At 71.4% G+C, this 14752-nt stretch carries 10 protein-coding genes and 1 pseudogene; 4 read left to right on the top strand and 7 right to left on the bottom strand.

Annotation, left to right across the window (positions count from 1 at the left end; genetic code table 11):
* The first annotated feature begins 51 nt into the window (after positions 1-51).
* Positions 52-2652 (top strand): hypothetical protein, encoded by a 2601-nt coding sequence (locus tag KIS93_RS45980; protein WP_080041597.1) that lies wholly within the window; start codon positions 52-54, stop codon positions 2650-2652.
* A gap of 13 nt (positions 2653-2665) precedes the next feature.
* On the opposite strand, the gene KIS93_RS45975 is transcribed toward KIS93_RS45980, so the two are convergent.
* From KIS93_RS45975 to KIS93_RS45955, 5 genes are all read right to left on the bottom strand, one after another.
* Positions 2666-3238 carry a hypothetical protein gene (locus KIS93_RS45975; protein ID WP_230465459.1) on the bottom strand — a complete coding sequence of 191 codons (573 nt, stop codon included), beginning with the start codon at positions 3236-3238 and terminating at the stop codon, positions 2666-2668.
* Between the two features lie 282 nt (positions 3239-3520).
* A complete protein-coding gene (locus KIS93_RS45970) occupies positions 3521-4399 on the bottom strand; it encodes a transporter substrate-binding domain-containing protein (RefSeq protein ID WP_080041595.1) in 879 nt (292 codons plus the stop codon).
* A gap of 24 nt (positions 4400-4423) precedes the next feature.
* Positions 4424-5101, bottom strand: coding sequence for a hypothetical protein (locus KIS93_RS45965; RefSeq protein ID WP_155128284.1), 678 nt, complete (start codon positions 5099-5101; stop codon positions 4424-4426).
* 508 nt (positions 5102-5609) lie between these two features.
* Positions 5610-6260 (bottom strand): response regulator, encoded by a 651-nt coding sequence (locus KIS93_RS45960; RefSeq protein WP_080041593.1) that lies wholly within the window; start codon positions 6258-6260, stop codon positions 5610-5612.
* Positions 6257-7303: a HAMP domain-containing sensor histidine kinase gene (locus KIS93_RS45955; RefSeq protein ID WP_080041592.1), complete on the bottom strand. Its 1047-nt coding sequence runs from the start codon at positions 7301-7303 to the stop codon at positions 6257-6259. The genes KIS93_RS45960 and KIS93_RS45955 overlap by 4 nt, the downstream gene beginning before the upstream one ends.
* A gap of 165 nt (positions 7304-7468) precedes the next feature.
* On the opposite strand from KIS93_RS45955, the gene KIS93_RS45950 reads away from it, so the two are divergent.
* The 3 genes and pseudogenes from KIS93_RS45950 to KIS93_RS45940 all read left to right on the top strand — a co-directional run bounded on the left by KIS93_RS45950 (position 7469) and on the right by KIS93_RS45940 (position 10171).
* Complete coding sequence (locus KIS93_RS45950) at positions 7469-7942, top strand: CBS domain-containing protein (protein ID WP_080041591.1); 474 nt, start codon at positions 7469-7471, stop codon at positions 7940-7942.
* 187 nt (positions 7943-8129) lie between these two features.
* Positions 8130-9415 (top strand): annotated as a pseudogene (locus KIS93_RS45945) (ArsB/NhaD family transporter).
* Between the two features lie 90 nt (positions 9416-9505).
* Positions 9506-10171: a hypothetical protein gene (locus KIS93_RS45940; RefSeq protein WP_080041589.1), complete on the top strand. Its 666-nt coding sequence runs from the start codon at positions 9506-9508 to the stop codon at positions 10169-10171.
* On the opposite strand, the gene KIS93_RS45935 is transcribed toward KIS93_RS45940, so the two are convergent.
* A complete protein-coding gene (locus tag KIS93_RS45935) occupies positions 10123-11076 on the bottom strand; it encodes an ABC transporter substrate-binding protein (protein WP_080041588.1) in 954 nt (317 codons plus the stop codon). The genes KIS93_RS45940 and KIS93_RS45935 overlap by 49 nt on opposite strands.
* A gap of 48 nt (positions 11077-11124) precedes the next feature.
* Entirely contained in the window at positions 11125-14703 is a 3579-nt protein-coding gene (locus KIS93_RS45930) for a serine/threonine-protein kinase (protein ID WP_186404815.1), read from the bottom strand.
* Between the last annotated feature and the right edge of the window lie 49 nt (positions 14704-14752).

The raw sequence follows: 14752 nt of genomic DNA, 5'->3' as shown, positions 1-14752 counted from the left end.
GATTTCGCTGATGACGGCCGCACGGGGTGCGGCCGCATCCACTATGAACCTATGGGCGGGAGAGCTCGTCTCCTCCGGGCGGTCGCGGTGCCGCTGCTCGTGTCCATCGCGGTTGCGGCTTCCGTGTGGGCCGGCATGCAGACGGAGCGCCCTGCGCGGGAGGTGGTGAACGACACGGGCGAACAGGCGCCACTGGGGCTGGCCTTCCTGCCGTCGTTGTGGAGGACGGATTACCCACCGCGCAGCGCCGACTCGAGCTTCGACATCGTCTTCGCCGACGATGGTGATCGTGTCCTGCAGACGCACGTCCTGCGGCTGGAGGTCACAGACCCGCTCGTGTCCGTGATCCGCCAGGGCCGGTTCACCGATGGTGAGGACTTCCTGTTCGCCACCGGGCTGCCGGTCGCGTACATCGGCTACGGCGCGGGTGGGAGCGACTTCTCCACTCTCAGCCGGGTCGACCCGCCTGTCCTGCGATCGACCGCGCTGTCGAGGGAGGTGGACGTGCTGCTCTCCGGCGAGACCCGCATTGCGGCCACACTCGGCCAGTCCTCGGACCACGTCACCGATCTCGCCTTCGGGTCCTGGCTCGACAAACACCCTCCTCTTGCGCATCCCCTGCAGTCGCAGGCGCTTCGTCTCGGGGTGCGCGGCGGCAACATCGTCGGCATCCGCCCGGCGCTGCCGCAGGAGCAGACGGAATGGTCGGCCACGCTCACCGGCCCACCCTCCACGATGGAGGGTCTGATCGTCCGTGTCCGCGTGGCTGGGGCACCGGACGTCCAGCTGACGGAGGATCCCGAGGAGGAGGATCCCGAGGAAGAGGACGAGGTCTCGAACGCGCTGACGTGGTGGGCGCCTGCCCTGGTGTGGTCGTTCGTCGCGTTGTGCCCCTGGGTCGTGCTGGTGCTCGCCCGCCGCTCGGCACGTCCGGACGCCCCCAGAGAGCAGAAGATCCTCATGTGCGCCTCGCCCCTGCTCTGTCTTGCCGCTCTGGTGCTCGGCGGCGCCAGCCTGCTGCCCTGGGCCGTCAGCTCCGTCGCGACGGCCTGCGTGCTCCTGACGGTCGTGCCCCAAGGCGCCACCCTCTGGATCCGGCACCAGCGGCGCGTACGGTTGTGGGACCACCGCGACACCGTCCTCAGCTGGGTGCTCACCGCCCTCCTCGCCGTCCTCCTGCTGCTCTACGCGCAGGTCGAGGGAGCATCCATCCCCTGGTCCGCCTGCGCGATCGCGCTGGCCGGTACGGTGCCGGCGACCTGCCTGACGCTGCACGTGCTCGCCGGGCCCCGAGCGCTCCCGGCAGGTCCCGTGCCGGCCGTTCAGATGGTCGTGGCCGCCTGCCTGTACCAGATGTGGCTGCTGGCCAGCGATCCACCCATCTGGGCTTATCTCATGCTTGGCCTGCTGCTGTGCCCGGCGACCTTCGCCCTGCTCGATGTGCTGCCATTCCCGCGCCGTAACCTCGCAATGGCCGCGATCATCGTCTGCGGCGCCGCCGGTTATCTCGACGTCATTGGTGCTGTCCGGGCATGGCCGGAGTACTCCTTATGGACCGGGACGACCTATTACGGCAACGATCCCGCCAACTGGATCGGTTTCGTGGCCTTCGACGGCTTACAGGTGCTGCTGCCCCTCGTCCTGCTCATGGTCCTGCGAGGCTCGCGCCGCCTCGACGATCGTTGCGTCCGCGCCGTGGGAATCGCGCTGGGCATCTCGGCCCTCATGTACCCGCTGACCACCACCTGGCCCGCTCTCTACTCGACCCTCGCTACCTGGGCCGCTTTCACCTGGCTTCTCCCACTCGCCCGAGCCCGGCAGGCCGGGCGCCTGGCCGCAGTGCGGCCGCGCGTGCACCACAGGCTGATCAGGCTGGAGCTGCGGCGGCGCATCTTGGAGGATTCGCTGCTCGATCTGATGCGTGGTGCGCAGGGGCGCTTGGTCTCCAGTGAGCTTAGTGTCAGCGACTTCGACAAACAGCGGCACGAACTCGACCTGGGAGGTGTCCACCGGCGCGGTGGCCTGACCATTCGCCAGGCCGCCTTCAACTCCGCCGCTGGTCATTCGCCGTGGGAGAACGGCTTGACCGGACTCAAAGCCGGGCTCGTCCTGACGATGCTGTTCACCTGCTACGGCGTGTGGCTGCACAAGTGGTGGTTCTTCGACGACGATCCCACCGCGTACAACGTCGCCGACTACCTCCGCTGGATGGTGTATCCGGCCGTCGCTGCGTTCGTCTACGGCTACTTCTATCCCTGGCTGCGCGGAGAGGGCCCCATCGGCAAGGCCCTCTGCCTCCTGCTCGCGCTCCTGCCCGCCGAGACGATCGCGATGGCCAACCTGGTGCTGTCCAACAGCGAGCTACTTCCCGCCGCCGCCGTCCGCGTGGGCCAGTTGCTGCTCATCTGTCTCCTTCTCGGCCTGTACTGGGAGCGCCGGCTGCTGCAGGCGGCGGCGCTGCCCTGGTCGGCCGTGCGAACCTGGCGTACGGTGCGGTCGCTGACGACACCCACGGTCACCGTGCTGGTGGCCGCCGCGACCGCCGCCGCCACCGCGCTGGCAGGGGCGGCCATCACCAGGGTGCTGCAGGACCCGACCAGCCTGCCTCAGGAGTCGCCGTCCACGTCGGTCTCCCCTACGCCGAGGCGTTGAGCCTGACCGGCTTTCACAACCAGCTCGCCCGCACGCTCGTCGCCGAGTCGGCCCCGGCCGGGCCGCCCGGGTCGGCGGTGCGGACGGTGTCGAGCAGGCGGGCGACCGTCTCGACGATCTCCGGGGTGCGCTCCCGCAGGCCGCTCACGTCGGCCGGGCTGACCTCGTCCCGTCCCACGCCGGCCTCGTCCAAGACGCCTTCCAGGTCGGCCAGCCGCTCGCCGAGCCACTTCAGCGGCTCCTGCGACAGCCGCTCGTCGAACACCCGCCGCCCCGGCTCCCACCCCTTCACCCCGGGGTGGTGGTGGGTGCGGTCGAAGCTGCCGGGCGTGCCGGTGACCGACTCCAGGAGGTCGACCCGCCAGATCGGCCGGTCGACGGTGATGGGGCGGGAGGAGTAGATGGAGCCCTTCAGCTCGCCGCTCTCCAGCCGGCGCAGCTCCAGCCGCACGCCGCGCTCGGCGCCCTCCTGGCCTTCGAGCGGGTTAGGGTCGACGAAGTAGATGTCGCTCACGGCCACGCCGATCCGATCAAAGCCGAAGAGGTAGAGCACGGTGACCACGTCCTTCGCGCAGGTATCGGGCACGCTTGACCTTCAACGTAACATCGCGCTCCACGGCCCGATCAAGGCCGCGATCGCGAGCGGGCTCCTGAGCCGTCGCGAGGTTACGGAGGCGATCACCGGTGTGGCCACATTCTCTGGCGCCGGCGAGATCGTCCATGGCGAGAAGGCGGCATCACCGTGGCGGCCTGCCGTTGCTGGTCAAAGGCACTTGAGGCGCGCCTGGCGTCGTGGGGCTGGCCGAGCAGGTTCAGCGCACGAGTGGCTCGCCGTCGACCGCGTACACGCCGGGCAGGGCGTTCGCGGTCAGGTCCGTAGCTGGCACGAAAGCCGTTCCATGTCCTCGGAAGTCGGCTTGAACGTGCTCTCGAAGTCTCCGGCGCTCTGATCGCCGCCGGGGAAGTCCTTGGCCGCCTCCGGGAGCGTGCTCAGTAAATCCGTGCGCCATTGCGTACTCAGGTATTTGGTGATCGCCTGGTTGAGCCGGACGCAATCGGCGTGGTGATTGCCCAGAAGGCCCACGCCGTAGTACTGCTTCTGCCCGAACACACCGGGCAGGATGATGCGGAACACTCCGGGATTCGCCTGCACATATCCGTAGAGCAGCAGAGTGTCGGTGAACAGGGCCGCGTTGTCTCCTCCGCGCACCGCCTCGACGCATTGACGGGTAGTGGGCTGGATCGTGGCGCTCTTTCCCATGATGGCGCCGGGGATCACCACCTCTCCGCCGGTGGTGGTCTGGACGGTGCAGATGGTCTGGTCCTTCAGACTGGCCACAGTACCGAGTTTCTTGTTGTCATCGCGGACCAGCAGCGCTTGGGTACTGACCATGTAGGGCCCGGCGAAGTCGATGCCGTTCTTGTTGCGATCCGCCGTGATGGAGTAGGTGTGGATGACGAGGGTCGCGGTTTTCCGCTTCAGTGCCGGCTCCCGGTCCGCCGAGGTGATGGGCCTGGGCGCTATGGGCAGCCCCAGTTCCCGCCCGATGGCCGTAGCGACGTTGACGTCCATGCCGGTCGGACGTATCGCGTTCAGCGCGAAACCTGGCGCGTCATCGGCCATTCCCACACTGATCGTGCCGACGAGTATCGAGGGCTCCTGGGTGGTGGACGGACCGCCACAGCCTGCGATCGTCAGCAGGACGGCCAGCGCAACGGGGCGCAGGATCGAGTTTTTGCCGGGCATCGGTTTTCCTGGTTCGGTTGCTGGTCATTTGTCCATGAGAATCGCGCGGCGCACTGACAGATTCACCCGGCAGTTGGCGTCGTCTTTTGTGTTCCTGACGGTTATCCGGAGCTGCAGTTTCTTGCTGCCGGGTGCGAGGCCAAGCCACATGGCCTCGTCGGGTTGCACCTCGATCTCAGTCGCAGAGCTGCCGTTGGAGGCGGGTGTCGCGCTAATCTTGGTGAAGGGCGCGCAGATGCCGAGCGCCGGGTCCCGGTCGGTGGCCTGGAAGGTGAGCTCGATGCCGTCCCGCTCTTCGGGAATGTCGATGTCAAGGGTGGCGAAATCGACGTCGGGCCGCATGCCGAAATGGTCGCGCAGCTCGATTTTTGAGCGTAGGTCGATCGCCCGTGAACGCGCGTACCAGATCGATCCGATCCAGAACGCGCCTATACCGGACTCCGTGATGAGGGCCAGTATCACCATGCACCGGCAGACGGTACGGCCGATCGTCGGAATCTTCTGTATCTTGTAGCCGGCCGTCACGACCAATGTGCCGATGGCCAGGATCGTCCCGGCTATGCTGCCCACTGCTGGATTGGCCCCTATGCCGAAGCTGACGAGCAATATCCCCCCGGCGAGAGCGACCAGGGCAAGAGCGTGAAACCGCACTGAAAAAGGGCGAGACCATCCGGGAGGGCGGGTCGTACTGTGCTTGGCCACGGGAGCATTATGGGACATGCCGCGCTTTGGTGTGCCGTCTTTGCTGATGTGTGTAGTGAAGATATTTCATGATCACAAAAATCAATAATTGATCTTCAATGCTTTATGAGCCTAAATCGGGCTTATTTGTGCATAGTTCCGGTTTTGGGTGGATGGTGTCGTCCGTCCTGCCGTGAGGGTTACGGGGTTGGAAGTGCGTGTTCTGGTGGGCACCCCTGTCTTCAAAACCGGTGGGCGGCGTCGCCGGCGGGTCCGAGGCCTGTGTGCCTCTACACCCACGGGAGGCCGGTCGTGACAGGTGGCCCGTGCCGGCGCATCCCCCGTACCGACCAGGTCCTGACCGTTCCGAGAGTGACGGCGGCGGCGGGAGAGCGGGCCAGGCGAGGACGGGCGGCGACCATATCGGCCGCTGGGCGTGCCGACTGCTCGCTCTCGGCCTCCTCTGCCAGCCGGGTCTGCTCGCCGACCTCAATCGGGCCGGTCTTGCTGAGGTGATCAGGAGGGTAGGTCAGGGCTCGACGAGGCCGGCGCGGATGGCGTAGCGGGTCAGCTCCAGCCGGTCGCGCATGCCGAGCTTCTGCAGGATGTTGGCGCGGTGCCGGTCCACGGTCTTCACGCTGATGACGAGGGTTTCCGCGATCTCCTTCGCCGAGTTGCCCTCCGCGATCAGCTTGACGATCTCCTCCTCCCGGGGCGTCAGGATGCTCTCCGGCATGCGCTCGCCTTCCCGGTCGCGCTGCAGGTAGTCGCGGATGAGCGCGGTGACCGCGCCCGGGTAGAGGAACGGCTCGCCGCGCATCGTGGCCCGGCACGCCTCCAGCAGGTCCTGGTCGGCGACGGACTTGAGGACGTAGCCGGACGCCCCGACCTTGAGCGACTCGAAGAAGTACTGCTCGTTGTCGTACATGGACAGGATGAGGATGCGGATGCCGGGCGCCCGCCGCGAGATCTCCCTGGCGGCCTGGAGGCCGGTCATGCGGGGCATCGCGATGTCGAGGATGGCCAGGTCCACGTCGTCCTCGGAGGCGGCGGCCACGGCCTGCGCGCCGTCCGCGGCCTCGGCGACAACCTCCAGGTCGGGCTCGGCGTCGAGGATCAGCCGCAGGCCCCTGCGGACCAGGGCGTGGTCGTCGGCGAGCAGGATCCGGGTCTTGTTCACAGGGTCGTGCTCCGATCGCAGGGGATGGCGAGGCTGACGCGGGTGCCGTCGCCGGGCGGGGAGTCGATGGTGAGGCGGGCGCCGATGAGCAGGGCGCGCTCGCGCATGCCGCGGATGCCCGCGCCCTCCTGGAGGGCGCCGCCGCGGCCGTCGTCGGTGATGCGGAGCACCAGGTGGCCGTTCTCGCGGGCGAGTGACAGCTTGGCGTGCTCGGCGTGGGCGTGCCGGGCGATGTTGGTGAGGCTTTCCTGCGCGATCCGGTAGAGGACGAGCTCGACGTCGGCGCCGAGGGCGGGCAGGTCGGGCCGTACCGAGCGGGTGACGGGGATGCCGCTCATGCGGGACAGGTCCGTGCACAGGGCGCTGAGCGCGCTGTGCAGCCCGAGGTCCTCCAGCACGCCGGGGCGCAGGCGGCGGGCGACCTGGCGGACCTCGTCGAGGCTGGCCCGCACGGTCTCCTGAACGCCGTGCAGGTCCTCCTTCAGGTCGGCGGGGGCGCGGTCCACCACCCGTTTCAGGCCGAGCAGCACCACGGTGAGGCTCTGGCCGATCTCGTCGTGCAGCTCGCGGGCGATGCGCTGCCGCTCGCCCTCCTGCGCGGCCAGCGCGTGGGCGCTGCTGGCGCTGCGCTCGGCCTCCAGCCGGTCCAGCATCGCGTTGAACGTGTCGATGACGTGGGTGAGGTCGCGGTTGCCGCCGCCGGGCAGCCGGTCGCCGGTGCGCAGCAGGTCGACGCGCTGCATGAGCGTGGTGAGCGCGTCCAGCGGGGCGAGGCTGCGGCGCAGCAGCAGCGCGTTGGCGACGAGCATCACCGCCAGCCCGATCACCAGGACCGGCACCTCGGCCCACGCGACGGGCGCGGAGACGGTGGCGGGGGAGACGGCGAGTACGAGCGTCCCGGCGGCGAACACCAGGCCGTTGATCACCACCAGCCGGCGGAACAGGCCCTGAGCCGCCGGCCGGGACGCGCCGCGCGGCGCGCCCGCGCGGCGCGTCCCGGCCGGCGGCGCATCCCCGGTGCCGCCCCTCGCGCGATCGTTCATCGCCTCTAGCCTCTTCGTCCTGCGGTGTGGTTGTCCATGCGGTCTGACCCCCATTGAGAAACCCGTCCCTACATGTTCTATCCCTGCCCAGATGGGTGCTCGACCCGATAGCCGCCGCATGACCTCCGCCGGGAGGATGGACGGGAGCCGGAGGGAGACAGCGACGTGGAAGCCAGCGACATCGCCGTGAACCTGCCGACCGTGACCGCGCACGACCCCGTCACCAAGGCCGTGCGGATCATGGCGATGGGCCGGATGCCCGGCCTGATCGTCGTGGACGGCACGGGCAGGCCGTCGAGCGTGCTCCCGGGGACGCAGGTGCTGCGGCTCGCGGTGCCGGGGGCGTACCAGGAGGATCCGGCGCTCTGCCGGACGATCGACGAGGCGCACGCCGACCTGTTCTGGGGCGAGCTGGGCGAGCTGACGGTGGGCGACTGCCTGCCGCGCCAGCCGGCCACGCCGGCCACCGTGCCGCTGGACGCGACCCTGCTCGAGGTGGCCGCCCTGATGGCCAGGCTGCGCAGTCCGATCGTCGCGGTCGTCGGCCGCGACGGCGTGCTCGCCGGCGCGATCACCCTGGAGCGCCTGCTGACCTGCCTGGCCCTGTCCGGCGGAAGCACCCAGGCACAGGACGGCTGACACCCGCGCCGGCCGGCCTAGACGCCGGTCGGCGTGACCCGACACCTTTCCCGGCTCACCGGGCGGGCGCCGAAGGCCCGCCCGGGCCGAAGCATGCCCACCCCACGGAGGTCACCATGATCCGCTGTTGTCCCCGCACGCACTCAACCGGCGCCGCGGACCGGTCCGGGCCGCCGGGGCAGGCCGGATGAGCGCCTTCGCCGCACTGGCGATCTTCCTGGTGGCCTTCTACTTCATCGCGACGGAGAAGGCGAACAAGGTCAAGGTGGTGCTGATCGCCGCCGGGCTGATGGCCGTGCTCGGCCTGATCCCCGGCGCCGGGGTGTTCTTCGCCGAGCACGAGGGCATCGACTGGAACGTCATCTTCCTGCTGCTCGGCATGATGATCATCGTCGGCGTCATCAAGCAGACGGGCGTCTTCGACTACCTCGCCATCTGGGCCGCCAAGAAGTCGCGGGCCGCCCGTACCGGCTGATGGTGATGCTGATGGCGATCACCGCCGTGGCCTCGCCGTTCCTTGACAACGTCACCACGATCATGCTGGTCGCGCCGGTCACGATCGTGGTGTGCAACCGGCTGCGGATCGCCGCGCAGCCGTACCTGATCGCGGAGGTCCTGGCCTCGAACATCGGCGGCGCGGCCACCCTCATCGGCGACCCGCCGAACATCATCATCGGCAGCCGTGCGGGCCTGACCTTCAACGACTTCCTCGTGCACATGGCGCCGATCGTGGTGGTCATCTTCGCCGTGTTCGTGCTGTCGGCCCGGTGGTTGTTCGCCGGCTCGTTCCAGTACAACGCCGACCGGGTGGCCGAGGTCATGGCGCTGCAGGAGCGGCGGGCCATCACCGACCCGCGGCTGCTCGCGCGCTGCCTGGTGGTGCTGGCCGCGGTGGTGGCCGGGTTCGGGCTGCACGCGGTGGTGCACGTCGACCCGTCGATCGTGGCGCTGGTCGGCGCGGGCGTGATGCTGCTGGTCTCCCGCGCGAACGTCTCCGAGGTGCTGCGCGAGGTCGAGTGGCCCACGCTCGTGTTCTTCATGGGGCTGTTCGTCATGGTCGCGGGCCTGGTGCACACCGGCGTGATCGCCGCGATCGGCACGTGGGCGCTGGACACGCTGGGCGACGACTACTTTGTGGCCGCGACGGCGCTGCTGTTCGGCTCGGGCGTGCTGGGCGCGTTCTTCGACAACATCCCGTACGTCGCCACGACCGCCCCCATCGTGGAGGGCGTGGTCGCCGCGGCCCCCGACCCGCAGACCGGCCAGGCGCTGTGGTGGGCCTTCGCCCTGGGCGCCGACTTCGGCGGGAACGGCACCGCGGTCGCGGCCAGCGCGAACGTGGTGGCCATCGGCATCGCCGCGCGCAACGGCCACAAGATCACCTTCTGGCAGTTCACCCGGTACGGCATCGTCGTCACCGCCTTCAGCACGGTGCTGGCCTGGCTGTACGTCTGGATGCGCTACTTCACCTGACACCTGAGGTCGTCCCTGATCCCGGCCCAGGGGGAAATCAGGGACGGTCACGGATGAGCCGGGCACCGTTCAGGCGGCATCGTGGCAGGTATGAACCCCGCGAACCGCTTGGCCCAGATCTCCTTCACCGCCGGCCCGGCCGCTCTGCTGGCCGGCTGGTTCCTCCTGCGCCCCCTCGGCGGCGGCCTGGAACCCGGCCTCTGGTGGACGGCGGCGCAGGTGGCCTGGCTGGCGGCGTTCGCGATGTTCGGCGTGATGACGCTGGCCGTGCGCGGCCTGGCCGGGCCGGTCGCGGGCGGGTGGCGGGTGGCCGTGGACACGGTGACCGGCCTGGCGCTGCTCGGCGTGGCGGCCAACCTCGCCCAGCTCGGCATCGGCCTGTACGCCGGGCTCACCGCCGCGGACGGCGAGGCCATGAGCGGCCTGCTGGAGCACGTCAGGGGCTTCCCCGGGGTCGAGCCGGTCGTGTACGGCGCCGGGGCGCAGCTCTTCTACGCCGCGGTGCTCGCGCAGGCGGTCGTCCTGGCCCTGCTGCGCCGGGTCACGCCCGTCAGCGCCGCCGTCACCGTCGCGGGCGTGGCGCTGCTGGCGGTGGCCACGTGGGAGGAGGGCGAGGGCTCGGCCCTGGTCGCCCTGGGCATGGCGATGTTGTGGCTGGGGACGCTGCTGCTGGGCCGGGGCACCTCCGGCGGCCCCGGCCCCCGGGATCAGGGCTCGGCGATGAGCGCGCGCACGTCCAGGGAGCTCTTGACGTAGCCGTGCTGCCGCATGAGGTCGGCCACCCGCTGCAGCCGCCCCGGGTCCACGGCGGTGGGAACGGCGCCCAGCGACACGTTCGGGGCCGCCGCCGCGGTGATCTTCGTGTACGCCGGCAGCACCGCCTCCACCTCCTTGCGGTCGGCCGCGGCCCGCAGGCCCTTGGCGAGCCCGCGCCGGAAGGCCGCCAGCGTCGCGGGATGCTCGGAGCGCCACTTGTCCGTCGTCACCCAGCCGCTGGTCGGCAGGTCGGTGAACCGGCCCGGCACGGTGTCGGGCACCGCGCGCAGCAGCGCCTGCGCCGCGCCGGTGCTGACGTAGGGCTCCGCCAGCAACGCGGCGTCCGCCTTCCCCGCGGCGAGCATGGCGGGCATGTCGGGGAACGGCTTCTCGACGAACGTGACGTCGTCCCGGTCCAGGCCGGCGTCCTTCAGCATGGCGATGACGCGGAGCATGCCGGCGCCCATGAGGTTGTTGACCGCGACGGTCTTGCCCTTGAGCCGCCGCACGGAGCCGATCTTCGAGTCCTTCGCGGCCACGAGGGCGTAGCCGGCCGGTCCGGCCTGCGCCGACGCACCGACGATCTTGAGCCGCTTGCCGTGCTCGGCGGCCAGGATGGTGGTGACGTAGTCGGTCTGCCCCAGGTCCAGCACCCCGGCCTCGATCTGCGGGAGCATCGCGCCGGCGCCCGTGGCGGTCACCGGCTGCACCTCCAGGCCCTCCTGCTCGAAGTAGCCCTTCTCGATCGCCACGAACAGCGGCGCGGCGTCGGCCGTGGGCATGACGCCCACCTTGATCGTGCCGCGCTCCGGCCGTGGCGGGGGCGGCTCGTCCGGCGCGGCGGTGCAGCCCACGGTCACGAAGGCCAGCGCGGCGGCGACGCCGAGGCGGATCGAAGCGTTCATGGCGGCTGCTCCTCACGAAGACCAGCAGGGGAGCGTACCGGAAGAAGATCACCTCGCGGAAGGGCAGCTCCGCTCGAACGGCCGGTCCGGCAGGTGGCGGCGCCACTCCGCGGCCGTCAGGTCGCGGCCCGCCCGCGCGCACGCCGCCTGCGCCAGCCGCTCCACCGTCGTCGGCAGCCTGGTCAGCCGGCCGCCCCGGCCGATCGCCAGCAGCTCGGCCGGGCCAGACGTGAACGCGAGGGAGCGGGCGCTGTCGGCCAGCTCGATCGGCGGGCCGATGCGCCGCCCCCGCTCGACGTCCCACAGGCTGAGCGTCTTGTCCTGCGCGGCGAACGCGAACAGCCGCCCGTCCGGCGAGAACGCCCCGTCCCACGCCGCGTCGTCCGTGCGCAGCCAGTCGCCGAGCCGCGCGCCCGTCGCGGGGTCCCAGACGCCGACCTTGCCGGAGAAGTTCACCGCGACCCGCTTCAGGTCCGCGCTGAACCAGACGTCCTGCGCCTGCTCCGGCAGCGCCAGCGGAGGCCCGAACGGCCGGCCGCTCTCCAGGTCCACCACCTGCAGCCGCTCCGCGTCCAGCCCGGCCAGCCGCCCGTCCGCGCCGGTGGCCCAGCCGAGCAGGCGCGGCCTCGGCACGTCCTTGAGCCGCCGGCCGCCCGGCAGCGACCAGAGCGTGAACGTCTTCTCGCCCGCCGTCCACAGGCCGCGGGAGGTGGGCAGGGCGACGTTCGGCTCGCTGGTGTTGCCGAAGCCGGGCGTGAGCCGGGCCAGCTCCCGCCACGTGGCGGTGTCACGGACCGTGACCTCCTCGCCGTCGCGCACGGCCAGCAGGCCGTTGCCGGGGCTGAACGCGAAGTCGGCGTCGTACGCCTCGACCGCGCCCACCGGCCGGCTCTTGCCGTCCACGGTGATGTCGGTGGCGTCCAGCCGGTGCGTGGCCAGGGAGCGGCCGTCGCCGCTCAGCCGCACCGCGTCCATGGGCTCGTCGGACGGCGGGCTCGGCCGCAGCGTCACCACCGTGTCCTCGCTCAGGTAGCGCAGCCCGCCGGGGCCGAACACGGCCTGGCTCGCCCGGCCCTCCAGCTCCCGCCTGATCAGCAGCGGCTCCTCGGCGTCCGGCCGCCACACGGTGACGCTCTCGCCGAAGCCGGCGATCAGGCTGCCGTCCTGGCTGAACACGGGCACCGCCCGGAACTCCCACCCGTCGAACGACTGCAGCGCCTCGCGGGTACGCGTGTCGTACAAGGTCAGGCCCGTGTCGTCGCTGACGGCCAGGCGGCGGCCGTCGGGGCTGAAGACGGGGACGCTGCCGCAGGCGGCGCAGATGTCGGCGAATCCCGCCCGCCTCTTTCCCGACGGCAGCGCGAACAGCTCCCGTCCGGCCACCGCGTAGCCGCCGCCCGGGTGCACGGCCGCCTCGGACATCGTGGGCAGCGCGGTCGACCTCCCGCTGCGCCAGTCGAGGACGGAGGTGCCCTGCCCGATCGTCACCAGCAACCGCCCGCCGCTGAACCCGGCCCGCACGTCCACCTCCTCGGGCGCGTCCAGCCGCTTGCCGAGCTGCCGCCCCGTGCTCAGCTCCCTGACCGTGATGCCCGTGTCGTCCACGATCGCCAGCAGCCGGCCGTCCTCGCTGACCGAGACCTGGCGGGGCCGCTTGCCGGGCAGGCCGGTGAAGCCGCCCGCGCGCCGGCCCGTCGCCACGTCCCACACCTTGACCTCCCGCGAGCTCACGCTGACCAGCGAGCGGCCGTCGGGGGTGAGCGAGCGCACCACGTCGGGGCCGGTGTCCGGGTCGCGGAAGGCCGCCACGGCCGGGTCGGCCAGCGCGGCCACCAGGCTCGACCGGGCCTCGTCCGTGGGCGACAACCGGCCGGCCGCGGCGCTCAGCAGCAGGCCGAGCACCGGGTCCTGGTCACGGGCCGCGTCCGCGGCGGCGGCCAGCCGGGCCGACTCGGCCGCGTCGCGCTGCCGCGTCAGCGTGGCGCCCTGCTCGGCCAGCGTGACGCTCTGCCACACCGCCGTCCCGCCCGCCGCCACGGCCACCACCAGCAGCACCGCCAGCCCCATGGCGGCCAGCCGGGTACGCCTGGAACGCCGCCGCGTCAGCTCCGCGCCCGCCGCCAGGAAGTCCCGCTCCGCCGGGGTCAGCGTGATGTTGCGCCGCCCGGCGGCGGCCCAGCTCAGGGCGTCGTCCAGGGTGCTGCCCGAGAACAGGTCGCCGTCCCTGCGGCCGTGCTCCTGCCAGCGGCCCGCCGCCGCGCTGATCCGGCGGTGCACGGCCAGCCCGTCCCGGTCGGCCTCCACCCAGGCCCGCAGCCGGGGCCAGGCCAGCGGCAGGGCGGGGCGCAGCAGCCGTACGGGATCGGTCGCCGACACCAGGTACGGGAAGGCCGCCAGCACCCGCTCCACCCCGTCCGGCAGCTCGGACCTGCGCGGCTCGCGCAGCGCCAGCTCGCCCGCGTCGGTCACCGTGACCAGGCGCAGGAACAGCTCGGGCACCAGCTCCCTGTCCTCGGGCGCGAGCGCCGCGTAGGCGTCCTCGGCGAGCACGCCGAGCGCGGGGTCGTGAGCCGGGACGGCCACCCGCCGCCCGTCATCGACCCCCAGGGAGAGCAGCCGCGAGGTGTCGAGGCTGCCGTCGCCGTTGATCAGGTGAGGTGTGTCCAGGCTGCCGTCGGCGCTGATCAAGTGGGGTGTGTCGAGGCTGCCGTCGCCGCTGACCAGGCGGGGTGTGTCGAGGCTGCCGTCGCCGCTGACCAGGCCCAGCAGCAGCTCGCGGGCCGACGGGCGGCGGGCCGGGTCCTTGGCGAGCGCCGCCCGCACCGGCCCGCGCAGGGAGTCCGGCAGCACCGACAGGTCGGGCTCGGCGGACAGCACGCGGTGCATGACCGCGCCCAGCGCCTCCCCGGCGAACGGGTCGCGTCCGGTGGCGGCGAACCAGACCACCGCCCCCCACGCGAACACGTCGGCCGGCGGCCCCGCCCGCTCCCCGGAGAACACCTCCGGCGCCATGTAACCGGGCGTGCCCGTCACCACGCCCGTCGAGGTGAGCGACATCTCCAGCGTCCGGGCGATGCCGAAGTCGATCACGCGGGGCCCGTCCGGGCCGAGCAGCACGTTGTCGGGCTTGAGGTCGCGGTGCACCACGCCGGCGTCGTGGATGGCGGTCAGCGCCGTCGCGATCGCGGTGGCCAGGCGGTGCAGCTCGTCCCCGGCGAAGACCCGCCCGGCGGCCCGCAGGCTGGGGCCCTCGACGTACTCGCTGACGATGTACGGCCGGGGCCCCTCCAGGTCGGCGTCCAGCACCCGGGCCGTGCAGAACGAGGCCACCCGCTGCGCCGAGACCGCCTCCTTCGCCATCCGCTCGCGCAGCCCCGGATGCCCGGCCGGGTCCCCGCTCAGCACCTTGATCGCGACGCGGGCCCCGGCCGGGTCGTACGCCTCGTAGACGACCCCCTGGCCGCCCGCGCCGAGCCGGCCGGCCAGCCAGTAGCCGCCGAGCCGCTGCGGGTCCCCGTCGATCAGTGCACTGCCCATGCGGGGTTGGACGACGGCGGCGGCCCGGTTGTTGCGGCTCTGCGCGCGGCGGCCGTTCACCCACACGTCGCGCCCCTCGAAACCGGTCACCTCTCAAGGCTCGTGAGCCCCGATCGCTTCGCCGAAAAAATCCAGCGGA

It is taken from the genome of [Actinomadura] parvosata subsp. kistnae (genome assembly GCF_900323885.1).
Lineage (GTDB): Bacteria > Actinomycetota > Actinomycetes > Streptosporangiales > Streptosporangiaceae > Nonomuraea > Nonomuraea composti.
Note: the sequence above shows the minus strand (reverse complement) of the source record. Positions and strands in the feature narration are given on the sequence as shown.